Below are 24,331 nucleotides of genomic sequence, written 5' to 3'. Positions count from 1 at the left end.
CGAATCAGCCCCATTCTGGCCATACTGTCCGGGATAAAGGCCCGCTTTCCGGATATCGGCGCGTTCGTCGATCTCCGATCCGCGAGGGACTGGATGTGGCGGGTTGCGCGCCCGGTCCCCACGCGAGACGACCCCAGGGGGCGACGCTTTCCGCCCTGCCGCACAGGACTGAGCCTTTGTTCGATTCGTCTTCCACGAGCGCCGACGCGCGTCCCGACCATGTGGCCAGGATCCGGCCCGTGACGGCGGCGGCCCTGTTCGGAGGCCTTGTGGGACTGGCGATCGGCTGCGCCTATCTGGGCGGCAGCGTGGCGAAGGCGACGACCGTGCGGGCCCAGGCCGAGCGCCTGGAAGGCGCCACCGCCGCTGGTTTCACCGAAGAGGCCCTGGCCGCCGCGGCCGGGGGTCTCGACGCCAGCGCGCTGGCCATCGCCCGGCGCCATGATCCCTATACCGTCGCCGGTTCGGCCCAGCGCGACCGTCAGGCCGAACTGCTGACCGCGCGGCTTGAGCAGCTTCGCGGCGCCGAGGGTCCCTCGGATCTGCGCCGCGCCAATCTGAACACGCTCGCCGACGCCGCGCGGCCCTTCCGTCTGTCGAGCGCGCTGGACGCCTCGCGCGATCTCGAGTGCCTGACGCAGGCCGCCTACTATGAAGCACGCGGCGAAGGCTCGGACGGCATGCGCGCCGTGGCGCAGGTGGTCCTGAACCGCGCGCGGCACGGGGCCTTCCCCAACACCGTCTGCGGCGTGGTGTTCCAGGGCTCGGGACGCCGCGTCGGCTGCCAGTTCAGCTTCACCTGCGACGGCTCCATGCGCGGACCGGTCAACCGGGCCGCCTGGAACCGGGCCCGCGACATCGCCTCCGCCGCCTTGTCCGGCGCGGTCTACGCCGGCGTCGGCAACGCCACCCACTTCCACACGACCAATGTCGCGCCGCGCTGGAGAAACAGCCTGATCCGCGTCAACCAGGTCGGCAGCCACGTCTTTTACCGCTTCGGCGGACGGGCGGGTTCGTCGACGGCCTTCAGCTACGCCGCGCGTCCCTCGACCGTGAACGACGGCGCCCAGCTGGTTCAGGCCAGCCTCGATCCGACCTCCCCGCTGCGTCAGGCGGGACAGGCCATCGCCTATACGGCCCTGCTGGCCCAGGAAGGTCTGGCGAACGGAGAGGCGCCGGCCGCTGCCTCCGCCTCGACTCCGCCAGCCCCCGCGGCGACTCCAGCCCCGGCGATCGAACCGGTCGCGGTGGACGCGGCTTCCGTCTCCGCGCCCGAGGCCTGAGGCTCAGGCGTCGCGGTCGCCCTTGGACGGGCGGCGCTCGTCGATGTGGCTGTGCTTGATGTCCCGCTCGCCGCCGCCGCCTGAGACCTTGCTGTTCTTGGGATTGGTCGGACCGCCGTCGCGAGGATCCTCGAAGGACGGCGGCTCGGCCTTGGCGTTCTGATGGCTGGAGCCTGGACCGCCCCAGCGCTTCTGGTCGACAGGTTCGGGGGTATGCTGGTTGTTGTCGGCCATGATCAGCGGTCCTGCTGATAGCCCTGATGGGTCGTGTTCTGCTTGATGTCGCCGAAGCGGCCCTGCTGCTTGGTGTTCACGTCGGCGTCGCCGGGCTGACCGGTCGGCACGCCGGTGCGACGATCGCGACGATCGGCCAGCAGGTCGTCGGGATCCATCGCGCCGTGGTCGGCGAAGCTCGTCTGTTCCTTGGGGATTTTCGGGGGCGTGGCCATGTGGGCTCCTTGGGTGCTGTCACGAAAGACAACCCCGCCCGGCGTCGGCCGTTCCCTCAAACGGCGTCCAGGCCGATGTCGAGAACAGGCGCCGAATGCGTCAGGGCCCCGACCGAGATGACGTCCACGCCGGTCTCGGCGATCGCGCGCACCGTCTGGAGATTGACGCCGCCGGAGGCCTCGAGCGTCAGCCGGACGCCCGCCGCATCGCGCAACCGAACGGCCCCGGACAGGTCGGCGAGCGCGAAGTTGTCGAGCATGACGACGTCGGGGCCGGAGCCAGCCTCGACAAGAGCCAGCGCCCGCCGGAACTGGTCGAGCCCGTCGACCTCCAGCTCGATCTTCATCAGGTGGCCGACGTGGGCGCGGGCGTCGCGGACGGCCGCCTCCACACCACCGCAGACGGCGACGTGGTTGTCCTTGATCAGCACCGCGTCATCCAGGCCGAAGCGGTGGTTGACCCCGCCGCCGCAGCGCACGGCGTGCTTCTCGAGAGCGCGCAGGCCCGGCGTGGTCTTGCGGGTATCGGCGATGCGTGCGCCGGTCCCCTCGACCGCGCGGACGTAGTCGCGGGTCAGGGTGGCGACGCCGCACAGGCGCCCCAGAAGGTTCAGCGCCGTCCGTTCGGCCGAGAGGAAGGCGCGGGCGTCGGCCTCGGCTTCGGCCAGCACGGCCCCGGCCGCGAAGGCCTCGCCGTCGGCGGCGTTGAGGGTAATCGAAGCCCCGGCGTCCATCTCCTCCAGCGCGACGCGGACGCAGGCCAGACCGGCCGCGACGCCGGGTTTGCGCGCCACGAACCGAGCGCGCATGCGGGCGCCTTCGGGGATGCAGGCGGCGGCCGTGACGTCTCCTGCCCGGCCCAGGTCCTCGGTCAGGGCCATGCGGACGACGGGGCGGATGAGGACGTCGGGCAGCGCCGCGATCGTGCTCATGCGGCCGCCCGGACGGCGGCCAGATCACGGCGCAGGCGGGTGTGGGTCGCGGTCGGCGCCGTCACGGGATGGTCGCTGCGATAATGGCCGCCCCGGCTCTCGCGACGGGCGAGGGCGGCCTCGGCGATCAAGCGGGCGGCGACGAGGGCGGGCGGGGCGCCGTGGACGGCCTGCAGCCGATCGATCAGGGCGACGAGCCGGGTCAGGCCGCCTGCGTCGCGCACCACGCCGCAGTCCGCGCTCATCGCCGCGCGGAGCTCTGACAGGGCGTCGGGCGGCAGGTCGTCGATCACGGAGCCGGCTGTGACGGACCCGACCGGGCAGCTCGTCTCGGCGGCGGCGGCGCGGCCCGTGCGACGGCCGAAGGCAGCGGCTTCCAGCAGGGAGTTGGACGCCAGGCGGTTGGCGCCGTGGACCCCGGTCGCGGCGCATTCCCCGACGGCGAACAGGCCCGACAGGGTCGTCCGTCCGTCCGGATCGGCGACGATCCCGCCCATGTGGTAGTGCGCCGCGGGGGCGACGGGGATAGGGCTGACGCGCGGATCGAGCCCCGCCGCCATGCAGGCCGCGAACACGGCCGGGAAGGCCTGCGGGAAATGGTCGCCGATGGCAGTGCGGGCGTCGAGGAAGGCGCCGCGTCCCTCGGCCACGGCCGCGTGGACGGCGCGGGCGACAATGTCGCGGGCCTTAAGGTCGGCGTCGGGTTCGGGGCCGAGCAGATAGCGGCCCCCGGCGTCGATCAGGCGCGCGCCGTCGCCGCGCAGGGCCTCGGTCGCAAGCGGCATGGGATCGAGGCCGACATCGATGGCGGTCGGGTGGAACTGGACGAACTCGAGATCGAGGATCTCGGCGCCCGCCGCCCATGCGAGCGCCAGGCCTTCGCCCTTGAGGGCCACAGGCGTGGTCGTGCGCCCGAAAAGGCCGCCCGCGCCGCCGGTCCCCAGAACCACGGCCGGGGCGATCACCTCGATCAGCTCGCCGTCCTTCTCGATCACGGCGCCGGCGACGCGGCCGGTCGCGTCCTGGACCAACGTGCGCAGGCGGGCGCCCTCCCAGACGGTGACGTGGTCGGCCACGCGGGCCGAGGCGACGAGCGCCGACAGGATGGCGCGGCCCGCGCCGTCGCCGCCGACGCGGGCGACGCGGGCGCGGGAGTGGGCGGCCTCCAGGCTGACGGCGAAGTCGCCGGACGCGTCGCGGTCAAAGGGCGCGCCGAGCGAGGCCAGCCATTCCACCGTCGCGCGGCCGTCGGCAGTCAGGGCTTGCGCGGCCGCGTGGTCGACCAGACCGGCCCCGGCGGCCTCGGTGTCCTTCAGATGCAGCGAAGGCGCGTCGTCGGCGGACAGGGCGGCGGCGACGCCTCCCTGCGCCCAGGCGCTGGAGGCGGCTTCCAGCAGCGGCGCGGGGCTGACGACGAGCACCGGACGCGGCGCGGCCGACAGGGCGGCGGACAGGCCGGCCAGGCCGCCCCCGATGATCAGCGGGCCGTCGTGCTCAATCCGGCTCATCGCGCCAGTCCCGGATCGAAGCCGATGAAGCGCCCGGCGATGTCGAGCGCGCCCAGCACCGAGCCGTCCGAGATCGGCAGGAGCACGCCGAGAGCCGCGCCCGCGCAGGCCGCGCCGGCGGCCAGGAACAGACCCAGCGACTTCATGGCCTCGCCCCAGCTGAGCTTGCGTTCGCCCGGCCGCCAAGCGCCGCGTCGTAGCGAGCCCAGCACGGCGATGCCGAGGAAGATGGCCAGGATGTAGCGGCCGGTGGAGAAACCCCACCAAACGACCAGCGCCCCGATCGCGATCAGGGCCGCCTTCTCGACCATCGGGTCGATGCGGGCCAGTACCGGGCCGAGCGCCTTGGAGCCGTCCAGCGGCGGGGCGGGCGCCAGGTTCACCAGATTGATCATGGCGATGAGGAAGGCCCCCATCATCCACTCGCGGTCGCCGGTGGCGAACCACAGACCGACAGCGGGGAGCACAGCCAGCAGGCCGAACGCCGGACCCGCCAAGGATACCAGCACCCCGTCCCATTCGCTGGTCGGATTTCGCTGCCCACGCGCCAGTCCGCCCAGGAACGGGATGATGTAGATCTTCGCCGGACCCATCCCGAGCCGGTTCATCGCCAGCACATGGCCGTACTCGTGCACGAACAGGCCGAAGATGGCCGCGACCGCCACGATCCAGCTGCCGGTCAGGAACCAGATGAAGCCGAGCATCAGCAGGGTGGAGATCACCACCCAGGCCGGGCTCTGACCCTTGTCGATCACAGGCGCGCGCGGGGTGCTCGACTGGATCGTCTCGCGCGGCGGCAGCGCCGCCGAGGGCGCCGCCTGCCTGCCGTCCCTCGACCCCCAAGGCCCGATGTCGCTCATGTCCCTTCTCCCCTTGCGGGAGAAGGTGGCCCGGAGGGCCGGATGAGGGGTGAAAGGCAATCCACGACGTGGGGTCTGTTTCCGCGAGCGGAGTGCGCGGCCTCGTACCCCTCATCCGTCCGCTTCGCGGCCACCTTCTCCCGCAAGGGGAGAAGGACAAAGCCAGCGAACCTCGACCCACGCGGAGCCACGTAGTGCATCAGATCAGCTCCACCGGCACATGGTGACGCGCCTTGATCATGTCGTAGCGGGCGGGGACGGCCGGCGCCGGCAGGTCAATCATGCGCTGGACGGCCAGGGCCGCCTTGTGGATCATGTCATCGGGCACGGTCACTTCGAACTGCATGTCACGCAGGCAGTCGCGGATGTTCGTGAGCGTGATCCGCTTCATATAGGGGCACAGATTGCACGGGCCGATGAAGTCGACCTCGGGCACGTCGCCCTTGATGTTGGACGCCATCGAGCATTCGGTGATCAGCACCACCTGACGCGGCTTCTTCGCCATCACATAGTCGGTCATCGCCGCCGTCGAACCGGCGAAGTCGGCGGCGCCCAGTACGTCCTCGGGGCATTCCGGGTGGGCCAGGATCTCGGCGCCCGGATAGGCCTCGCGCATCGCATGGATGTCCTCGGCCTTGAACCGCTCGTGGACGATGCAGCGGCCTTTCCAGGCGATGATGCCGACGGTGGTCTGGGCCGCGACGTTCCTCGCCAGGAACTCGTCGGGGATCAGGATGACGCGATCGACGCCCCATTCCCTCGCCGCCCATTCCACGACCTGGACGGCGTTGGCCGAGGTGCAGCAGATGTCGGTCTCGGCCTTCACGTCGGCGGTCGTGTTGACGTAGGTCACAACCGGCAGGCCCGGATAGCGTTGCTTGATCAGGCGGACATCGGCGCCCGTGATGGCCTCGGCCAGGGAGCAGCCGGCCTTCAGGTCCGGGATTAGGACGGTCTTGTCGGGCGACAGGATCTTGGACGTCTCGGCCATGAAGTGAACGCCCGCCTGGACGATCACCTTGGCATCCGACCGCGCCGCCTCCTTTGCCAGGCCCAGGCTGTCGCCGACGTAGTCGCCCACGCCGTGGTAGATCTCTGGCGTCATGTAGTTGTGGGCCAGGATGACGGCGTCGCGCTCGCGCTTCAGCGCATTGATCTCGGTGATCAGGCGCGCCTGGTCCGGCCACTCCAGCGGGGTGACGTGGCTTTTGACCTTCGCCCAGACCGGCGCGGTGGCCTCCGCCGTGGCTCGATCCAGTTGCAGCGTGACGCCCAAGACGCCCTCCCGATACTTATGCTCAAAGTTAGCATAACTCTCGGCAATATAGGCCGATGACGGAGGGGCGCAAGGCTGCGGCGTTCGCGCCCCCTGCGACCCCGGCGCGCGGCAAGCCGCCGTTAAGCATTAACGGCCAAGATCGCGGCCTCACTCTGGGCTCGGGCGTTTCATGTTTCAGATCATCGGCATCGTCGTGCTCTTCGCGATGGTCTTCGGCGGCTACACCATCGCCGGGGGCAAGATGGGGGTGATCCTGCACTCCCTGCCCTATGAGATGATGATGATCGGCGGGGCGGCGATCGCGGCGCTGCTGACGTCCAACGCCCCCTCGACGCTGAAAGGCGTGGGGGCCGGGTTCGGCCGCATCTTCGCCGGGCCGAAGTGGAAGAAGCAGGACTACAAGGACCTGCTCAGCCTGCTCTTCCAGCTGACCAAGACGATGAAGTCCAAGGGCGTGATCGCGCTGGAAAGCCACATCGAGAAGCCGGCCGAGAGCACCATCTTCCAGAAGTATCCCAAGGTGCTGAAGGACCACTTCGCCACCGACTTCATCTGCGACACCCTGCGGATGATGACCATGAACCTCGAGGATCCGCACCAGATCGAGGACGCCATGGAAAAGCAGCTCGAAAAGCACCACCACGAGGCGCTGGAACCGGCGCATGCGCTCCAGAACATGGCCGACGCCCTGCCGGCGCTCGGCATCGTCGCGGCCGTGCTGGGGGTCATCAAGACGATGGCCGCCATCACCGAGCCGCCGGAAGTGCTGGGCGGCATGATCGGCGGCGCCCTGGTCGGCACCTTCCTCGGCGTGTTCCTGGCCTACGGGTTGGTCGGGCCGCTGGCGGCGCGTCTGACCGGAATCATCAACGGCGACGCCGCCTACTACAAGATCATCCAGTCGGTGCTGGTGGCCCACCTGCACGGCAATGCGGCCCAGATCTCGGTCGAGATCGGCCGGGGCGACATTCCCTCGACCGCCCAGCCCTCGTTCGCAGAAATGGAAGAGGCCCTTTCGGCCGCGCCGACCGACGCCTGATCGGCCGATAAGTTTCTTTCCGGTCACGCTGGAACACGGGCGGTTCACGCCGGTTCCCGAGCCATCACGCGCCCGTCATGTCCCTCAGGGGCGGCCATAGGGGCCGGCGGGTCGAAGATGCGGGAGACCGATCCATGAAGACCACCCTGATGGCCGTCGCCGCCGTCGCCGCCCTCGGCCTGGCTGCCTGTCAGCCCTCGGCCGAGGAGGAGACCGCCGCCGCCACCGACAGCGCCGCCGACGCCTCCGCCATGGCTCCGGCCGACAGCGGCGCGATGGCGCCGAGCGACGGCTCCATGACCGGGACCGCGCCTGGCTCGACGGCTCCGGGCTCGACCACCGGCACGACCGGTACGATGAACCCCGATGGCACGATGAGCGACGGCTCGGCCAACCCCGGCTCGCCGCCGCCGACCACGGCTCCGGACACGACGGGCGCGCCGCCGCCGGTGCAGTAAACTCACATCGGGCGAACGGCCGCGTGTAACGCGCGGCCTGTCGCCGACGTAGGCCGGATCGCGCCCACGACCCGACAGGGTCGTGGGCGTCTTTCCATGGCCGGGCGCGCCGTCCGGTCCCGCATCTCGAGGGGTTCCCCATGTCCAACCGCAATCTGATCGCCGTCGTGGCCGCTTCGGCCGCCGCGCTCGCCCTGGCCGCCTGTCAGCCGGCCGCCGAAGAGTCCGCCGAATCCGCCGAGGGCGCGATGGCCCCCGCCGCCGAAGAAGGCGCCATGGCTCCCGCCGCCGACGGCGCTATGGCTCCGGCCGCCGACGGCGCGATGGCCCCCGCCGCCGACGCGATGGCCCCGGCCGAGGGCGACAAGATGGCTCCGGCCGCCGACGCCATGGCGCCGGCCGAGAAGCCCGCCGCCTGATACGCCTTCGACCGGTCGGGTCCTGACAGGGCCCGGCCGGTCCTCCGCTCCAGAAGGTTCCGCCACGCCGGAACACGGCCGATCACGAAGCCGTGAGAAATCGCTTGCGATTCCGCTCACGATCCCGTTATCTCGCCGTGACGGGGATTCATGACCCCGTTTGAACCCCTTCTGAAGGATAACCATCATGCGCATCGTCGCCCTGATCGCCGCCTCGGCCGCTGCCCTGGCTCTGGCCGCTTGCCAGCCCGCCGCTGAAGAAACCGCCGAAGCCGGCGCTGAAGAAGCCGCCGCCGCCGCCGACACCGCCACGGACGCCGCCGCGACCGCCGACGCCGCCGCTGCTGACGCCGCTGCCGCCGCTGGCGACGCCGCTGCCGCCGCGGGCGCTGCCCCGGCCGCCGAAGGCGCCATGGCTCCGGCCGCTGAAGCTGCTCCGGCCGCTGAAAAGCCGGCCGCCTAAGACCTATCTGTCTTTAGTCGCTTCGACGGGTTCACGCCCGTCGGGAGAAGGGGTCGCCTCGGCGGCCCCTTTTTCTTTGCCCGATCACCAGCGTATGGACCGGCCGTGACCCACGAGCGCGATCCCCAGCTGATCTGGACCGAAGCGGACGAGCCGCGCTCGGGGCGCTTCGGCGATGTCTATTTTTCCGCCGAGGATGGGCTGGCGGAGAGTCGGGCGGTGTTCCTCGACGGGTGCGGCCTGCCCGAGGCCTGGGCGGGACGGCGGCATTTCACCGTCGCAGAGCTGGGCTTCGGCACGGGGCTCAACATCGTCGCCCTGCTCGATCTCTGGTCGCGGACGCGACCGGAGGGGGCGCGGCTGAACGTCTTCTCCATCGAAGGCTACCCGCTGTCCCATGACGAAGCGGCCCGCGCGTTATCGCGATGGCCAGAGGTCCGGTCGATCGCCGATCTGCTGTTTTCGCGCTGGCCAGCGGCGACGCCGGGCTTCCACAGGATCGATCTGCCCGAGCTGGACGCGGTCCTCGATCTCGCTCTTGGCGACGCGGCCTGGGCGCTGGGGCAGTGGCAAGGACGGGCCGACGCCTGGTTTCTCGATGGCTTCGCGCCTTCGACCAATCCGGACATGTGGTCCGACGCCGTGCTGGACAGCATCGCCGCGCGCTCTGCCGCGGATGCACGGGCGGCCACCTTCACGGTCGCAGGGGCCGTGCGGCGCGGGCTGGCGCAGCGGGGCTTTCGGGTCGAGAAGCGGCCCGGCCACGGGCGCAAGCGCGAGCGGCTGGAGGCGCGCCGCATCGGTCCGCCGGTCGAGGCGGCGAGTCTGCCCAAGGTGGCCATCCTCGGCGCGGGCGTTGCGGGCGCGGCGCTCGCTCGGGCGTTCCGTGCCGAGGGCGTCACGCCAGTGGTGCTGGAGGCCGAAGGCGTGGGGGCCGGGGCCTCGGGTTTTCCGTCGGCGCTCGTGACGCCCCGCTTTGACCTCGGCGACCCTGAGATCGCCGCTCTGTTCGCCCAGGCGCTGGAGCGGGCAGGGGCGCTCTATCGCACCATCCCCGACGCGGTGGTCGCCGAGGGCGTGATCCAGCGCCCGGCGATGGAGCGCGACATCGCCCGGTTCGCCCGCGTGGCGGAGCAGGCGTTGTGGGAACCGGGCTCCATGACCGCCCAAGCCGACGGCTCGCTGAACATGGCCGCCGCCCTGACCGTACGGCCCAGGGCGATCCTCGACGACTGGCTGGAGGGCGTCGAGCCCGTTCAGGCGCGGGTCCAGGGCTTGATACCGGCATCCTCCGGCTGGTCGATCCGCACGGCGACCGGGAAGGCGCTGGACGCGGACGCCGTGATCATCGCCGCCGGGTGGGGGTTGTCGGGTTTGCTCGGCGAGATCGCGGTCAGCCCCGTGCGCGGCCAGGCCGACTGGGTCGAGGCGGACCCGCCGCCCGCCCTGGCCTGGGGCGGCTATGTCGCGCCGACGGCCGACGGCTTCCTGTTCGGCGCCACGCATGACCGGGGGGACACGGCGACGGATGTCCGGCCGGGCGACACCGAGCGGAACCTGACCACGCTCGCCACCCGTCTGCCGGAGCTGGCGGATACCGCGCGGAAAGCGACAGTGCGGTCTGGCGCCGCCGTCCGGGCGACGACGCGGGACCGGCTGCCGCTGGCTGGAGCCGTTCCGGAGCGGACGGGCCTGTTCGTGCTGGGCGGGCTGGGTTCGCGAGGCTTCTGTCTGGCGCCCCTGCTGGCCGAGCATGTGGCGGCGCTCGTGCTGGATCGGCCGTCGCCCCTGCCGGCGGGCATCGCGCGACGGATCGACCCCGGCCGACCGGCGGCTCTTGCGCAACCGGTCGAGCGGGAGGACGCTTAGGGCTTAGGGCTTAGGGCTTAGGGCTTAGGGCTTAGGGCTTAGGGAGAGTGTCATGCGTTCGGGTTTCCTCCTCATCGCTTCTGCACTGGCTCTGGCGGGCTGCGCGCCCGTGGACGGCGCCGACGCCGTCCGATCGTCTGAACCCCGCGCCTGCTTCCTTGTGCAGCAGGTGACGAGCTTCCGCTCCGACGGCCGCCAGAGCGTCTATGTCCGCACCATCGGCGACGAGGTCTTCCGCCTCGATGCGGTGGCCTGCCCGGGGCTCGAGACCAACTTCCAGATCGGTCTCGACTCCGGTCTTGGGGCCTCGAGCCGCCTGTGCCAGGGCGACAGCGCCCGCCTGATCGCGCGCGGCTATACGTCGGACGTCCAGTCCTGCCCCGCCCGCGTCGGGCCGCGCCTGACCGAGGCCGAGGTCGCCGCCCTGCCGTCGCGGAACCGACCCTGAGGCCTCAGGGCTTCTGGGCGTAGCCCAGGCGCTGGTTCAGCTTCTCGATCAGGTCGATGGCCGTCTCGGCGATGACCGAGCCGGGCGGATAGACCGCCGCCGCGCCCATGTCGATCAGGGTCTGGACGTCGTCGGGCGGGATGACGCCCCCGATCGTGATCATGATGTCGGGCCGCCCCAGACGCTCCAGCTCGGCCTTGAGCTCCGGCAGGAAGGTCAGGTGACCCGCCGCCAGCGACGAGGCGCCGACGACGTGGACGTTCTTCTCCACCGCGTCCTTCGCGGCCTCCGCAGGCGTCTGGAACAGCGGCCCGGCGGTGACGTCGAAGCCGAGGTCGCCATAGGCGGTGGCCACGACCTTCTGGCCCCGGTCGTGCCCGTCCTGGCCCAGCTTGGCGATCAGGATGCGCGGCGGACCGCCGTCGTTCTCGACGAAGGCGGCGACCATGTCGCGCGCGCGGCTGACCCGGGCGTCGGACCCGGCGGCCCGGCCATAGACGCCCGACACCGTCTCGACCGAGGCGACGTGGCGGCCGAAGGCGGCCTCCAGGGCATCCGACATCTCCCCAACCGTGGCGTGGGCCCGGGCGGCGCGGACGCAGAGTTCCAGCAGGTTGGCGGTCCCACGCGCACCCTCGGTCAGGGCGGACAGGGCTGCCTGGGTGGCGGCCTCGTCGCGTTCGGCGCGCAGGCGTTGCAGCTTCTCGATCTGGCGGGCGCGGACCTCGGCGTTGTCGACCTTCAGGACCGGGATGTCGTCGGGCGTGTCCGACAGGTAGCGGTTGACGCCCACCACGGTCTGCTGGCCGGTGTCGATGCGGGCCTGGGTGCGAGCGGCGGCCTCCTCGATGCGGCGCTTGGGCAGGCCGGCCTCAATGGCCCTGGCCATGCCGCCCAGCGACGCGACTTCGGCCATGTGGGCGCGGGCGCGTTCGGCCAGGTCATGGGTCAGCCGCTCGACGTAGAAGCTGCCGCCCCAGGGGTCGATGACGCGGGTCAGGCCGGTCTCCAGCTGGAGCAGCAGCTGGGTGTTCCGCGCGATCCGGGCCGAGAAGTCGGTCGGCAGGGCCAGGGCCTCGTCCAGGGAGTTGGTGTGCAGCGACTGGGTCTGGCCGCCCGCCGCCGCCATGGCCTCGACCATGGTGCGGCTCACGTTGTTGAACACGTCCTGCGCCGCCAGCGACCAGCCCGAGGTCTGGCAGTGGGCGCGGAGGCTGAGGCTGCGCGGGTCCTTCGGCGCGAACTCGGCCTGGACGGCCTCGGCCCACAGCAGGCGTCCGGCCCGCAGCTTGGCCACCTCCATGAAGTAGTCCATGCCGACGGCCCAGAAGAAGCTGAGCCTCGGCGCGAACCGGTCCACCTCCATGCCCGCCGCCACGCCCGCGCGGATGTACTCCAGCCCGTCGGCCAGGGTGTAGGCCAGCTCCAGGTCCGCGGAGGCTCCGGCCTCCTGCATGTGGTAGCCGCTGATGGAGATGGAGTTGAACTTCGGCGTCTCCTTCGCCGTCCACTCGAAGATGTCCGACACGATCCGCATGCTGGGCGCCGGCGGATAGATGTAGGTGTTCCTGACCATGAACTCCTTCAGGATGTCGTTCTGGATGGTGCCGGTGAGCGCCGCGTGCGGCACGCCCTGCTCCTCGGCCGCCACGACATAGAGGGCCAGAACGGGCAGGACCGCGCCGTTCATGGTCATCGACACCGACATCTGGTCCAGCGGGATGCCGTCGAACAGGGTCCGCATGTCCAGGATGGAGTCGATCGCCACCCCCGCCATGCCGACGTCGCCCGCCACGCGCGGATGGTCCGAGTCGTAGCCCCGGTGGGTGGCCAGGTCGAAGGCGATCGATAGCCCCTTCTGACCGGCCGACAGGTTCCGCCGATAGAAGGCGTTCGAGGCCTCGGCGGTCGAAAAGCCCGCGTACTGGCGGATGGTCCAGGGGTTGGACGCATACATGGTCGGATAGGGCCCGCGCACGAACGGCGCGAAGCCGGGCAGGCCGTCGGCGTGGGTCACGCCGTCGAGCGCGGCGGGGCCGTAAGACGCGGCGATGTCGATGCCTTCGGGCGTCGCGGCGGCCGGGCCGGTCGGGGCGTCCAGCGGCGACAGGTCGAGCGTGGCGCGGGTCAGGTCGGGATGCAGGCTCATGCCGCTTCTCCCTCGAAGGCCTCGGCCCAGCGGACGGGGCTCAGGGGCGCGCAGCGGTCGCCGTCGCCCGCCGCGGGCGGCGGATCGGCCTCGACCGAGACGGGCCGGGGCTCGGCGTCGACGAACTTGGTCACACCCACGATATGCGTTCCGCCCTCGCCGAAGGTCTTGGCGAGCGTGGCGCGGCTTTGGGCCACGCGTTGCTGGATCGCGCCGCCATGCAGTGAGGCCACCAGTCCGCCTTCGCGCTCGATCCTCTGGAACTCGGCCCAGCCGGCCTCGGCGAGGTCGCGGGTGCGGTGGTCGAGGAACCAGGAGCCGGCGGCCGGATCGGCGACGCGGCCGATGCGGGCTTCCTCCATCAGGACCAGCTGGGTATTCCGGGCCTGACGTCGGGCGAACGCATCGGGACGGCCCCGGGCGCGGCTGAAGCCGTCCAGCACGACGACCTCGGCCCCGCCGACCGCGCCGGCGAATCCGGCGGCGGTCAGGCGCAGCAGATTGGGCCAGGGATCGCGCGCGGCCAGCATGCGCCGCGACGACCGGGCCTCGATGACCGCGGGCGTCTCATGGCCGAAGGCGCGGCTGAGCGAGCGCCACAGCAACCGCAGCGCCCGGACCTTGGCCAGGCTGTCGAAGTATTCCGCATCGACGCTGACGCCGAACACCGTGCCCGCCAGCGCCCGCTCGATCGGCAAGCCTGCGTCCACAGCGGCGCGGAGATAGGTGGCGGCGGCCGCGAGCGCGAAGCCCAGCTCCTGTCCATGCGACCCGCCCGCCTCATGGGCGGCCCGGCCGGTGGCGAGGAAGAACCGGGCCAGTGGATAGGCCCCGGCGTGGCGCGCGGCGGTGTTGGCGGCCAGTTCGACATGGGCGGTGATCGGCCGGGGTGACCCGCCCTCCGTGGCGAAGGCGGTCAGCGGGTCCATGTGGAACTGCAGCTGGGCGCGCGGCGAGCCCTTGGCGGCGACCGCGAGCGCATTGGCCGCGTCCGGCCCGTCGATCCCGGCGTGGAGCGCGACCGGTGCCAGCTCCATCGCCACGCCGGTCAGGGCGCGCGACAGGGGCTCAGAGTCCGACAGGACCGCGCCCGCCAGGATGACCGAGGCCGCCCCGCCTTCGAGGTCGGTCAGGACGGCGGCGTTGACGGCCTCGGGCTCATCGCCCTCGACGAGGGTGCGCAGGTCCCAAGGGCGGCCGTCGGCGTCAGCGGCGCGGGGCGCGAAGACGGGCTCGGTCGCATTGGCGCGACCATAGAGCGGCCGGATCGTCAGGCCGTCGGCGTCGAGGTGGACCAGCCCCTCCAGTGGCCTGCCCTTCAACGCCTTCTCCGCCTCCGCGCGCCAGTCGGTCGGCGTTGGGATGGGGAAGGGCTGGGTCAAGGCGGGCTCCGGGAAACGGCGAGGCGGCCCTTTTGCGACCACCCGACCGTCTCGTCCAGACCGGGCGCTAGTTCCCGTAGGCCAGCGGCATGCCGCCTGCCGGACGGCCGCCGTTGCGATAGCGGTCGCGCAGCAGGATCTGGCGGCTGGTCAGGTCCTGCTGCTGGCCGTTGATGAACTGGGCCGTGACCGAGCTCAGCGGCTCCAGCGGATCGCCGTCCCAGACCACCACGTCGGCCGCGGCACCCGGACGCAGCTCGCCGAACTGGCCGCCCATGCCGAAGATGCGGGCCGGGTTGACCGTCAGGGCCGCGATGGCCGCCTCGAACGGCAGGCCGTGCGACACCGCGTTGCCGGCGTTGAAGCGGGCCTCGCGCGCCCGGTGCACGCCATTGCCCTTGATGGCGATGACCACGCCCGCCGCGTTCAGCGCCGCCGCGTTCTCCATGCGCGCCGCCCGGGTCTCGAGGTTGCCGGGCAGGTTGTCGATGGGGTTCAGCAGCACCGGCACGCCCGCCGCCGCGATCTGCGACGCGACCAGCCAGCCCTCGTCGGCGCCGTCCAGGATCAGGTCGATGCCCTCCTCGTCGGCCAGACGCAGCACCTGCAGGATGTCGGCCGCGCGGCGCACGGTGACGATCAGGGGCATGTCGCCGTTGGCCACAGGGATCAGGGCCTCCAGATCCGCGCGCGACAAAGACAGGTCGCGGATGCCCGCCCGGTCGTAGGCCGCGCGATTGCGGGCATAGAGGCGGACCTCGGCCAGGGTCTCCTTGAACTGCACGAACTGTGCCCCGCGCGCCCCGCCCGCGATCCCGGCTCCGGCCTCGCCGAAGGGCGCGGCCATGGCCACGCGCGGCCGAACGAGGATGTCGGTCCCGGACGCCAGATGGATGACCGAGGCCTGGCCCGCGAACAGACCCGGCGACTGCAGCCCGCCCTCGCCCACGCCGGCGAAGTCGGAGTCATCGACGTGGTGCGAATGACCTCCGCCGCCGCCGCCGTGGCTGGGGATCACCACCGCGCGGGTGATGCCGCCCAGTCGCGCGACCGGCAGGGTGAAGGACCAGGGGTCCAGCCCATAGGACACGTCGAACGAGGCCGAGATCGAGTTGGCGCTGTTGGACAGGTCGTCCGATCCGTTCACCGACGAGATTTCCGAGGCGCCCAGACCGGCGTCGACGACGACGAGACCCGGCGTCACGACCCGGCCACGGGCGTCGATCACGCGGGCGCCGGACGGGGCGGCCCCGATCCCGACCGAGACGACGCGGCCATTCTGGATGACGACGGTGCCGTTCTCGATGACGGAGGTGCCGGTCAGGACGCGGCCGCCGGTGATGGCGGTCAGCTCCTGAGACAGGGCGGGGGCGGCGACCAGGGTCGCGGCCGTGGCGAGGAGCGAGATGAGGCGGCGCATCAGCGGGCTCCCGGAGCGATATTGGCGGCGGCGATGCCGTAACCCGGCTGGCCCAGCTCGAAGTCGGACAGGGGCTGGTAGCGCGGATCGGCGCGGTCGAAGGTCAGGGCACCGTCGATGTAGACCTGATCGGCGCGGGCATAGACGCTGAACGGATTGGCGCTCCAGATCACGACGTCGGCGCGCTTGCCGGGCTCCAGCGAGCCGGTCTCGTCGGCGATGCCCAGCGACCGGGCGGCGTTGGACGTGATCCAGCTGATCGCACGCTCCTCGGTGATGTTCATGCCGGCCCGGCGACCGGCGGCCAGAGCGGCGGCCACCTCCTGGTTCAGGCGCTGGGTCAGCTGGGCGTCGTCGGAGTGGATGACGGCGCAGGAGCCGGGCTGGGCGTCGACCAGGGCGGCGTTCTCTTCGACCGCGTCCAGAGCCTCCATCTTGAAGCCCCACCAGCCAGTCCACATGTCGGCGCAGATGCCGGCTTCAGCCAGCTGCGGGGCCAGCTTGTAGGCCTCGATGGCGTGGTGGAAGGCGGTGATGCGGAAGCCGAACTCGTCGGCGATATCCATCATCACGGCCATCTCGTCGGCGCGGTAGCAGTGGTTCTGGACCATGATCGAGCCGTCCAGGACGCCCGCCAGGGTCTCGTTCTGCAGGTTGCGGGTGGGCGGCGATCCCTCGCCGGTCTCGCGCCAGCGGTCCCATTTGTCGCGATAGTCCTGGGCCGCGATGAAGGCGGCGCGATAGCCGGCGACATTGCCCATGCCCGTCGCCGGGCTCTGGTTGCGCCCGCCATAGACGCGCGACGGGTTCTCGCCGCAGGCCATCTTCACGCCATAGGGCGCGCCGGGGAACTTCATCCCCTGCATGGTGACGGACGGGACATTGCGGACCGTCACCGAACGGCCGCCGAACAGGTTGGCCGAGCCGGGCAGGATCTGGAGCGTCGTCACACCGCCCGCCCGCGCCGTGTTGAAGCCGGGGTCCTGGGGCCAGATGGAGTGTTCGGCCCAGACCTGGGCGGTGTTGGGGCTCGTGGCCTCATTGCCGTCGCTCATGCCGGTCACGCCGGGCGAGGGATAGACGCCGAGGTGGCTGTGCACGTCGATGATGCCCGGTGTCACGAACCGGCCGCGCGCATCGACGACGCGATGGCCGCCCGGCACGGGGGTGTTGGCCCCGCCCACGGCGGTGATGCGACCGTCTGTGATGACGACGACGCCGTTCTCGATCCGCTGGTCGGTCCCGGTCAGGATCGTCGCGCCGACGATGGCCATGTTGTCCCGGGGCAGGGGCGCGTAGGTCGAGGGGAAGGGGTCGGGATTGGCGGCATAGTCCAGCCCGGCCGGCAGGGCGCGCGCCTCGCGCCGGGGCGTTTCGGCCTCGTCGGACCCGGAGCCCGAGGTGGTGGTGCAGGCCGACAGCGCGGCCGCGCAAACGACGACGGCGAGGCTGGGGCCCCGCAGCGAACGACGCATCATGTGAAAAATCCTCCCCTGTCGCGCCGGGCGCGACGAACGGGGAGGATTACAAAGGCTTCAAAAGCCGTCCGTCAAAGGCGGAAACATTACGGATCGGTAAGGCGGCTGATCTACGTGCCCTGACAGTCCGAACTGGTGAGCACTGACATAACCTCCGGGACGTTCGTCAGGTCGATGTCCTCAACAACTGACCCGCTGACGAGCGTCAGCCCTTGAATGCGAAGGCGACGCGAACTTAGGATCCGCTGAAAAGTCTGGCCTTCAAGGAATATCGCGCTGACCCGTTCTTCAATGTCGCTCGGCAGCTGCATCGAAGACGCAGGTTCATCGTCGAACCGATACAAGTAGCCTTGAATACCGCCCCGACCGCGGTAGCTTACCGCAAAACTGTTGTCAGTCAGTTGCAGGTACGGTTTGTCGTCGTACGTGGCTAAGCATGAGGGCTCATCGGTCATTGCATCGGTGGACCTGAAGATATCCCAATCGCCAACTTCCCGGAATCGTTGCCCCAGCCCTTGTGCCGATGCGCTTGTCGCAACCGCAACGCATGCCAACGCAAGTGCGAATTGAACCCTCATATAGAACCCCTCTGATTGAATATCGACAACACGGCTAGCGCGCGTCGTTTGATGATTCAACCGAGGGCGGCCATCAGCTCCGGCACGACCGTCTTGTAGTCGCCGACGATGCCGAAGTCCGCGACCTGGAAGATCGGGGCGTCGGCGTCCTTGTTGATCGCGACGATCACCTTGGAGTCCTTCATGCCCGCCAGATGCTGGATGGCACCCGAGATGCCGACGGCGACGTACAGGCCCGGCGCCACGACCTTGCCGGTCTGGCCGACCTGATAGTCGTTGGGGGCATAGCCCGCATCGACGGCGGCTCGGCTGGCGCCCACGGCGGCGCCCAGCTTGTCCGCCAGCGGTTCGATCACGGCCGAGAACTCCTCGGCCGAACCGAGCGCGCGACCGCCCGAGACCACGATCTTGGCGGCGCCCAGTTCGGGGCGGTCCGACTTGACCATTTCCTCGGAGACGAAGGCCGCCTTGCCGGCGTCCTGACCGGCCACGGCCTCGACCGGGGCCGAGCCGCCCTCGGCCGCGGGCGCGAAGCTGGTGGCGCGCACGGTGATGACCTTTTTGGCGTCCGACGTCTGGACCGTCTCCAGGGCGTTGCCGGCATAGATCGGGCGCACATAGGTATCGGCCGAGACCACCTCGATGATGTCCGAGATCGGGGCGACGTCCAGCTTGGCGGCGATCCGGGGCATGACGTTCTTGCCGTCCATGGTGGCCGGGGACACGACAGCGTCATAGCCGCCCGCCAGACCCACGACCGTGGCGGTCACGGCCTCGGCCAGGGTGTGAGCCAGCTCGCCGCTCTCGGCCAGCAGCACCTTGCGCACGCCCGAGATCTTGGCGGCCGCGTCGGCGGCGGCCTTCGATCCCTGACCGACGACCAGCACATCGACGTCGCCGCCGATGGCCAGGGCTGCCGTCACGGTCTTGTGGGTGGTGTCGCGGACGGTCGAACCGTCGTGATCGGCGATGACGAGGACAGCCATTTACAGCGCTCCCACGGTCTTGAGCTTGGAAACCAGTTCGGCGGCGTCGGCCACCTTGATCCCGGCCGAGCGCGTCGGCGGGGCGGTCACCTTCTGCACCTTCAGGCGCGGGGCCACGTCGACGCCGTAGTCGGCGACCGCCTTCATAGCGATCTCCTTCTTCTTGGCCTTCATGATGTTGGGCAACGACGCATAGCGCGGCGTGTTGAGCCGCAGGTCCACGGTCACCACCGCCGGCAGCGGCGCCGACAGGGTCTGGACCCCGCCGTCCACTTCACGCGTCACGGTCGCCTTGCCGCCGGCGATCTCCAGCTTGGCCGCGAACGTCGCCTGGGGCCAGTCCAGCAGGGCCGCCAGCATCTGGCCGACCGCATTGTTGTCGCCGTCGATCGACTGCTTGCCCATCAGCACCAGGTCCGGCTTCTCCTCCTCGACCACGGCCTTCAGCAGCTTGGCGACGGCCAGCGGTTCGAGGTCGGCGTCGGACTGGATCAGGATGCCCCGGTCCGCGCCCATGGCCAGGGCCGTGCGGATGGTCTCCTGGGCCTGGGTCACGCCGATCGAGACCACGACGATCTCCGACGCCGTGCCGGCCGCGTGATGCTCCTTGCCTTCCTTCAGGCGCACGGCCTCCTCGACGGCGATTTCGTCGAAGGGGTTCATGCTCATCTTGACGTTGGCCAGATCGACGCCGGTCTGGTCCGCCTTCACGCGGGCCTTGACGTTGTAGTCGATCACCCGTTTGACGGGGACGAGAACCTTCATGTTCGCACTGTCCTAGGATGGCCGGAATGTTCGGGCAGGGAATGGAACGGGCGAACGGGCCTGTCAACGTAACGCAACGTGAACTCACGTCGCATCCGGGACGATCCAGACGATGAGACGCTTTCTGACCTTTCCGCGCCTGGCGCTGCTGTTCGGCGTGATGTTCGCCTTCCTGGTCGGCGGGCTGGTCCTGTTCGACCGCTTCTGGATCGGGCCGGAGAAGGCTTGCGAACAGGAGGGCCGCTGGTGGTATCCGGAGGAGCGTCGCTGCCTGACCCCAATCTATCTGCCCGACATCACCGGCCGCCCCGCCGGCGTGACCCGTCAGGAAGCCTCGGACGAAGCCAACCGCGAGCTTCTGGCCGTCGAGGAGCGTCTGGCCGCCGAGCGCGAGGCGCGCGACGCGGCAGTGCGTCAGCAGCGCGAGGCGCTGGAGGGCCGCTGAGGTCGTCTAGACCGCCGCGTCGAACAGGGCGTCGCGGACTACGTCGGCCCGGACCATCGGAAACAGATGATGGCTTCCCGGCACGGCCTCGACCGTGACATGGGCCAGACCGCGCGGCCTCTCCGGCACCTGGGTGATCGAGCCGGTCTCGGCCTTCAGGATGCGGACTGGGCCGCGATAGGCGCGCATCGCTCGCCAAGGATCGTGGCCCTGGGCGACGTAGTTCGAGGCTTCCCATTGCGGAGCGCAGGCCAGGGCGAAGCCGCCCTCGGGCCGCTCGATCAGACCGTCGGACAGATAGTCGATCAGGGCCGCGTCGGCCCAGCCCCGAAACGCCCCCCGTCCGCGATAGCCTTCCAGCGCCTGTTCCCGGCTGTCGAACACCGCCCGGCGACGCAGCGCGGTCCGCACGAGAGGAATGCGGTCCGAGAACCGACGCAGACCCGGCGAGCGGAAGACCACCGACGTCAGCCCGCCCCAGATCACCGGATCGAACAGGAGCAGCCGCGACACCCTCTGGGGCCGCTCGGCCGCGGCCAGCAGCGACGCCGTCCCACCCATCGAATGCCCGGCCATTACCACCGGCGGCCCTGGAAAGGCATCGAGCAGGGCCAGAAGGTCGTCGCGATGGTCGTACCAATCGCGCCGGCCCTCCGGGACGGTCGGCAGGGTGGTGCGTCCGTGACCCCTCAGGTCCGGCGCCAGGATGCGGAAGGAGGAACCCAGCGGCGCCAGGATGGAGCGATAGGTCGCCGCGTTGAAGCCATTGGCGTGGCTGAACACCAGATCGACCGGCCGGTTGGCATCGCCGAAGTCCAGCACGGCCATCTCGCCCCCGCGCGCGGGCAGCGGGACCATCAGGCGACGGGGCGGAGAGAGCCGGGCGGCGTCCATGCCGACAATCTAGGCGTGGCGAGTTCGCCTCGCCAGCGCGGAGACCTCTATGCGGCGATCCGGCAGGCCGGGCAGCGGCCGTGGCCCTCGATGGTTGTCCGCTCCAGGGCATAGCCCGCGCTATCGGCCGCGCGGCGCAGGGCCTCGCCTTCGGGCGGCGTGACCTCCACCGTCGCCCCGCAGCAGTCGCAGATCAGGAATGCGGCGGCATGCGCCCGGTCCCCCACCGAGCAGGCGACATAGGCGCTGATGGAGGCGATCCGGTGCGCCAGGCCGTTCTTCTCCAGGAACTCCAGCGCGCGATAGACGGTCGGGGGCTTGGCGGCCACGCCGTCGAGGCCATAGCGGGCGATCAGGTCATAGGCCTTCACCGCCTCGCCGGCCTGCAGCAGCAGCTCCAGCACCCGCCGGCGGGGCGGCGTCAGGCGCTCGCCGCCCGAGGCGCAGCGGGCCTCGGCCTCGTCGAGCGCGCGCACGATCTGGCCGGGGCTCATTCCGGTGTCCGGATGGTCGTGGCCGCAGGCGTGGAACATGGCCCAGAGCTAAGGCCTCGCGGCCCGCCTCGCAACCGGCGCATCCCCTGGGTGGCGACCCCGTTTGCCGCGTCCGCCGGGTTCCGCTAAGAGGCCCCCCTTTCCCGACAATCCAGAGCCGCTCGACCTCATGACCGACACCACCGCCGCCAACGCCCAGGGCCAGCTGGACGGCAACGTCCTCTTCTACTCCAAGCCCGAGCCCCTCTCGGTCGAGATGCACGGCAAGCTGGGCGTCAACCCGGTCGACAAGCCGTATGCCTTTGTCGCCGCCGCCCACGTCGTGCCGATGACGGTGACTGAGTTTGCCCCGGCGTCGCTGTCCTATCCGGTGATCTTCCTGGGCGACAACAAGATGCCCGTGGCGGTCATGGGCCTGCGCTCGGGAGAGAACCTGTTCGTGTCGGCCGCCGGCGATTTCCGCCCCGACGCCTACATCCCGGCCTACATCCGTCGCTATCCGTTCGTCTTCGCAAACGATGCGCCGCAGCAGCGCCTGATCCTGTGCATCGACCGCGCCGCGCCCTTCATCGTCGAAGGCGGGCAGGCCCCGCTGTTCGCGGACGGCAAGCCCTCGGACTACGTCAACCAGGCCATGGAGTTCTGCAACAACTTCGAGCAGGAGCGCCTGCGCACCGAGAGCTTCGTCAAGCTTCTGAACGATCTGGACCTCTTCGAGGTGAAGGAAGCCGTGTTCACGCCGCGCGACGAGAACGGCCAGCCTGGCCAGCCGCAGAAGCTGGCGGACTATTTCGCCGTCTCAGAAGACAAGCTGAAGGCGCTCCCGGCTGAGAAGCTCGCCGAACTGCGCGACAACGGCGCCCTTGGCCAGATCTATGCCCATCTGGTGTCGCTGCTCGGTTGGGACCGACTGGTCGCCATGGCCTTCGAGCGCGTGCGTCAGGGCGAAGTGGCCGCAGGCAACGCCTGATCCCTATCGCCGGACGAACAATCCCCGCGTCAGGCACGAGAAGACCAGCCGTCCGCCTTCGTCCAGGAGGTCGTGCTGGGCGATGATGATGCCCTTCTCGTCGCCGACCGGGTCCTTGCCCATCACCGTCATCCGTCCGCGCAGCAGCTCGCCCGCGGGCGGATTGCGCATGAAGCGCAGGCCGTCGACGGCCAGCATCTTGGACTGAGCCCATTCGGCGGACTTGTCCGACGCCAGCCGGCTCCACAGCGCATAGGTCAGGGCGTCGGGCGCGCCGTATGCGCTGTCCCACCCCGGCGCGAAATGCTCCACGAACAGCTGAACCGCCGCCTCGTCGACGGCGCAGGCGCCCAGGTTCAGCACCTGGCCGACTTCCAGATCCTCGAAATGGACGTGGAGAGGATCGCTCATCGGTTTCAGCTCGTCGGTTCTTCGGACACCCGAACCAGCAGCTTGCCGTCATGGTCGCCCGTGAACAACCGGTTCAGCGAGCGGACCGCGCCTTCCAGGCCGTTGTCGACGTGGACCTTCCACTTGACCTGACCGCCCGCCAGCCACGGCCCGACCTCGGACACGAATTCCTTGGCGCGCGGGCTGTAGTCCATGACCAGGAACCCCTGCATCGTCATCCGGTGAGTGATCAGCCGGCTGAGGTCGGGCGAGGGCGGCCGCTTGGTGGCGTTATAGGCCGAGACCATGCCGCACACCGCCATGCGGGCGTGGATGTTCAGCCGGTTCCACACCGCGATCATGATGTCGCCGCCGACGTTCTCGAAGTTGAGGTCGATGCCGTTCGGCGCATGGCGATCCAGCGCCTCGCCCACGTCCTCGTTCTTGTAGTCGATGGCGGCGTCGAAGCCGAGTTCGCCGGTCAGCCAGGCGCACTTCTCGGGTCCGCCGGCGATGCCGATGACGCGCGCGCCCTTCTGCTTGGCGATCTGGCCGGCGATGGAGCCCACCGCCCCGGCGGCCGCCGACACCACCATCGTCTGACCCGGCTCGGGCCTCAGCACATCGGTCACGCCCGCCCAGGCGGTCAGGCCGGTCATGCCCAGCACCGACATGTTCGCCGTCAGCGGCAGGCCGGGGAAGCGATGCACGCGGCTGACGCCTGAGTCCGGCACCACGCCATAGTCGGCCCAGCCGCCCATCGCCGTCGTCACGATGTCGCCGGCCGCGAACCGCTCGGACTTCGACTGCTCGATGACGCCCAGCGTCAGGCCACGCATGACATCGCCCAGCCCCACCGGCGGCAGATAGCCCACCGCGTCGTTCATCCAGGTCCGGTTCGTCGGATCGAGCGACAGATAGATGGTCCGCACCAGGACCTGGCCGTCGGCCAGATCGGGCACTGGCGTCGAGACCAGTTCCAGATCGCTGTCCTGCACCAGGCCGTGCGGTCTCTGGCGCAGCACCCACTGGCGGTTCATCAGGCCCATCGGTCGTCTCCCGGTTGGTTTCTTATCGAGACGGGCATCATGCCGCGCGGGGCAGCGGGGGGAAAGCGGAAAACGGGTGCGGTGTTTGGAGAAGAGGGGTCATCACGGAGAGCACAGAGGAGGCACTGAGAACCCGGAGAGACCGAGCGGACGGTCAGGTCGCCGATCGGTCACCGGACGCGCCAGTGCACGGTGAACGCGGCTTCGCCGCCTCCAGGCTTTCGACGCGAAGCGTCCATTCCCCGGCTCGGCGTTTGAGATGAGCAGTCGTCGCCCTCGACGTCCGCTCGGTCTCTCCGTGTTCTCAGTGCCTCCTCCGTGCTC

Annotated in this window: 26 protein-coding genes; 9 read left to right on the top strand and 17 right to left on the bottom strand. The window is 70.2% G+C overall.

Annotation, left to right across the window (positions count from 1 at the left end; translation table 11 throughout):
- The first annotated feature begins 176 nt into the window (after positions 1-176).
- Positions 177-1,283: a cell wall hydrolase gene (locus tag Q333_RS0115905; RefSeq protein ID WP_245591562.1), complete on the top strand. Its 1,107-nt coding sequence runs from the start codon at positions 177-179 to the stop codon at positions 1,281-1,283.
- Positions 1,284-1,286: 3 nt separating this feature from the next.
- On the opposite strand, the gene Q333_RS0115900 is transcribed toward Q333_RS0115905, so the two are convergent.
- From Q333_RS0115900 to nadA, 6 genes are all read right to left on the bottom strand, one after another.
- Positions 1,287-1,517, bottom strand: a complete 231-nt coding sequence (locus Q333_RS0115900) for a hypothetical protein (RefSeq protein ID WP_029418240.1) — start codon at positions 1,515-1,517, stop codon at positions 1,287-1,289.
- A 2-nt stretch (positions 1,518-1,519) separates the two neighbouring features.
- Positions 1,520-1,732: a hypothetical protein gene (locus Q333_RS0115895; protein ID WP_029418239.1), complete on the bottom strand. Its 213-nt coding sequence runs from the start codon at positions 1,730-1,732 to the stop codon at positions 1,520-1,522.
- 56 nt (positions 1,733-1,788) lie between these two features.
- Positions 1,789-2,664 carry a carboxylating nicotinate-nucleotide diphosphorylase gene (nadC, locus tag Q333_RS0115890; protein ID WP_029418238.1) on the bottom strand — a complete coding sequence of 292 codons (876 nt, stop codon included), beginning with the start codon at positions 2,662-2,664 and terminating at the stop codon, positions 1,789-1,791.
- Positions 2,661-4,172, bottom strand: a complete 1,512-nt coding sequence (locus tag Q333_RS0115885) for an L-aspartate oxidase (protein WP_029418237.1) — start codon at positions 4,170-4,172, stop codon at positions 2,661-2,663. The genes nadC and Q333_RS0115885 overlap by 4 nt, the downstream gene beginning before the upstream one ends.
- Complete coding sequence (locus Q333_RS0115880; protein WP_029418236.1) at positions 4,169-5,032, bottom strand: metalloprotease; 864 nt, start codon at positions 5,030-5,032, stop codon at positions 4,169-4,171. Before Q333_RS0115880 ends, Q333_RS0115885 begins: the two co-directional genes overlap by 4 nt.
- Positions 5,033-5,231: 199 nt before the next feature.
- Positions 5,232-6,308: a quinolinate synthase NadA gene (gene nadA / locus Q333_RS0115875; protein WP_035294575.1), complete on the bottom strand. Its 1,077-nt coding sequence runs from the start codon at positions 6,306-6,308 to the stop codon at positions 5,232-5,234.
- Positions 6,309-6,480: 172 nt separating this feature from the next.
- Between nadA and motA the strand changes: the two genes are divergently transcribed.
- From motA to Q333_RS0115845, 6 genes are all read left to right on the top strand, one after another.
- Positions 6,481-7,350: a flagellar motor stator protein MotA gene (gene motA / locus Q333_RS0115870; RefSeq protein ID WP_029418234.1), complete on the top strand. Its 870-nt coding sequence runs from the start codon at positions 6,481-6,483 to the stop codon at positions 7,348-7,350.
- Positions 7,351-7,484: 134 nt separating this feature from the next.
- Positions 7,485-7,808: a hypothetical protein gene (locus Q333_RS0115865; protein WP_029418233.1), complete on the top strand. Its 324-nt coding sequence runs from the start codon at positions 7,485-7,487 to the stop codon at positions 7,806-7,808.
- Between the two features lie 140 nt (positions 7,809-7,948).
- Positions 7,949-8,227, top strand: a complete 279-nt coding sequence (locus tag Q333_RS0115860) for a hypothetical protein (protein WP_029418232.1) — start codon at positions 7,949-7,951, stop codon at positions 8,225-8,227.
- 187 nt (positions 8,228-8,414) lie between these two features.
- The gene (locus tag Q333_RS0115855) at positions 8,415-8,690 is read left to right on the top strand and encodes a hypothetical protein (protein WP_029418231.1); all 276 of its coding nucleotides are present in this window, start codon (positions 8,415-8,417) and stop codon (positions 8,688-8,690) included.
- 105 nt (positions 8,691-8,795) lie between these two features.
- Positions 8,796-10,559 carry a tRNA (5-methylaminomethyl-2-thiouridine)(34)-methyltransferase MnmD gene (gene mnmD / locus Q333_RS0115850; RefSeq protein ID WP_029418230.1) on the top strand — a complete coding sequence of 588 codons (1,764 nt, stop codon included), beginning with the start codon at positions 8,796-8,798 and terminating at the stop codon, positions 10,557-10,559.
- A 52-nt stretch (positions 10,560-10,611) separates the two neighbouring features.
- A complete protein-coding gene (locus Q333_RS0115845; RefSeq protein ID WP_029418229.1) occupies positions 10,612-11,007 on the top strand; it encodes a DUF6491 family protein in 396 nt (131 codons plus the stop codon).
- Between the two features lie 4 nt (positions 11,008-11,011).
- Here the strand turns inward: Q333_RS0115845 and scpA are convergent, their stop codons facing one another.
- The 7 genes from scpA to Q333_RS0115810 form a co-directional block, all read right to left on the bottom strand.
- Positions 11,012-13,156: a methylmalonyl-CoA mutase gene (gene scpA, locus Q333_RS0115840; RefSeq protein ID WP_029418228.1), complete on the bottom strand. Its 2,145-nt coding sequence runs from the start codon at positions 13,154-13,156 to the stop codon at positions 11,012-11,014.
- Positions 13,153-14,538 (bottom strand): methylmalonyl-CoA mutase family protein, encoded by a 1,386-nt coding sequence (locus Q333_RS16750; protein WP_029418227.1) that lies wholly within the window; start codon positions 14,536-14,538, stop codon positions 13,153-13,155. Before Q333_RS16750 ends, scpA begins: the two co-directional genes overlap by 4 nt.
- 67 nt (positions 14,539-14,605) lie before the next feature.
- Complete coding sequence (locus Q333_RS0115830) at positions 14,606-15,958, bottom strand: amidohydrolase family protein (protein WP_029418226.1); 1,353 nt, start codon at positions 15,956-15,958, stop codon at positions 14,606-14,608.
- A complete protein-coding gene (locus Q333_RS0115825) occupies positions 15,958-17,436 on the bottom strand; it encodes an amidohydrolase (protein WP_029418225.1) in 1,479 nt (492 codons plus the stop codon). Before Q333_RS0115825 ends, Q333_RS0115830 begins: the two co-directional genes overlap by 1 nt.
- 110 nt (positions 17,437-17,546) lie before the next feature.
- Complete coding sequence (locus tag Q333_RS0115820) at positions 17,547-18,014, bottom strand: hypothetical protein (RefSeq protein ID WP_157072490.1); 468 nt, start codon at positions 18,012-18,014, stop codon at positions 17,547-17,549.
- 56 nt (positions 18,015-18,070) lie between these two features.
- Positions 18,071-19,000, bottom strand: a complete 930-nt coding sequence (locus Q333_RS0115815; protein WP_029418223.1) for an electron transfer flavoprotein subunit alpha/FixB family protein — start codon at positions 18,998-19,000, stop codon at positions 18,071-18,073.
- Positions 19,001-19,765 carry an electron transfer flavoprotein subunit beta/FixA family protein gene (locus tag Q333_RS0115810; RefSeq protein ID WP_029418222.1) on the bottom strand — a complete coding sequence of 255 codons (765 nt, stop codon included), beginning with the start codon at positions 19,763-19,765 and terminating at the stop codon, positions 19,001-19,003.
- A 112-nt stretch (positions 19,766-19,877) separates the two neighbouring features.
- On the opposite strand from Q333_RS0115810, the gene Q333_RS0115805 reads away from it, so the two are divergent.
- Positions 19,878-20,210: a hypothetical protein gene (locus tag Q333_RS0115805; protein WP_029418221.1), complete on the top strand. Its 333-nt coding sequence runs from the start codon at positions 19,878-19,880 to the stop codon at positions 20,208-20,210.
- A gap of 6 nt (positions 20,211-20,216) precedes the next feature.
- Here Q333_RS0115805 and Q333_RS0115800 read toward each other — a convergent pair whose 3' ends face one another.
- Together Q333_RS0115800 and Q333_RS0115795 are read right to left on the bottom strand one after the other, a co-directional pair.
- Complete coding sequence (locus Q333_RS0115800; RefSeq protein ID WP_029418220.1) at positions 20,217-21,104, bottom strand: alpha/beta fold hydrolase; 888 nt, start codon at positions 21,102-21,104, stop codon at positions 20,217-20,219.
- Between the two features lie 47 nt (positions 21,105-21,151).
- Positions 21,152-21,637, bottom strand: a complete 486-nt coding sequence (locus Q333_RS0115795; protein ID WP_029418219.1) for a Fur family transcriptional regulator — start codon at positions 21,635-21,637, stop codon at positions 21,152-21,154.
- A gap of 130 nt (positions 21,638-21,767) precedes the next feature.
- On the opposite strand from Q333_RS0115795, the gene Q333_RS0115790 reads away from it, so the two are divergent.
- Positions 21,768-22,568: a SapC family protein gene (locus Q333_RS0115790; protein WP_029418218.1), complete on the top strand. Its 801-nt coding sequence runs from the start codon at positions 21,768-21,770 to the stop codon at positions 22,566-22,568.
- Between the two features lie 3 nt (positions 22,569-22,571).
- Here the strand turns inward: Q333_RS0115790 and Q333_RS0115785 are convergent, their stop codons facing one another.
- Together Q333_RS0115785 and Q333_RS0115780 are read right to left on the bottom strand one after the other, a co-directional pair.
- Positions 22,572-22,979: a MaoC family dehydratase gene (locus Q333_RS0115785; protein WP_029418217.1), complete on the bottom strand. Its 408-nt coding sequence runs from the start codon at positions 22,977-22,979 to the stop codon at positions 22,572-22,574.
- A 5-nt stretch (positions 22,980-22,984) separates the two neighbouring features.
- Positions 22,985-24,007 carry an NADP-dependent oxidoreductase gene (locus tag Q333_RS0115780; RefSeq protein ID WP_029418216.1) on the bottom strand — a complete coding sequence of 341 codons (1,023 nt, stop codon included), beginning with the start codon at positions 24,005-24,007 and terminating at the stop codon, positions 22,985-22,987.
- Between the last annotated feature and the right edge of the window lie 324 nt (positions 24,008-24,331).

The organism is Brevundimonas bacteroides DSM 4726, from assembly GCF_000701445.1.
Lineage (GTDB): Bacteria > Pseudomonadota > Alphaproteobacteria > Caulobacterales > Caulobacteraceae > Brevundimonas > Brevundimonas bacteroides.
Note: the sequence above shows the minus strand (reverse complement) of the source record. Positions and strands in the feature narration are given on the sequence as shown.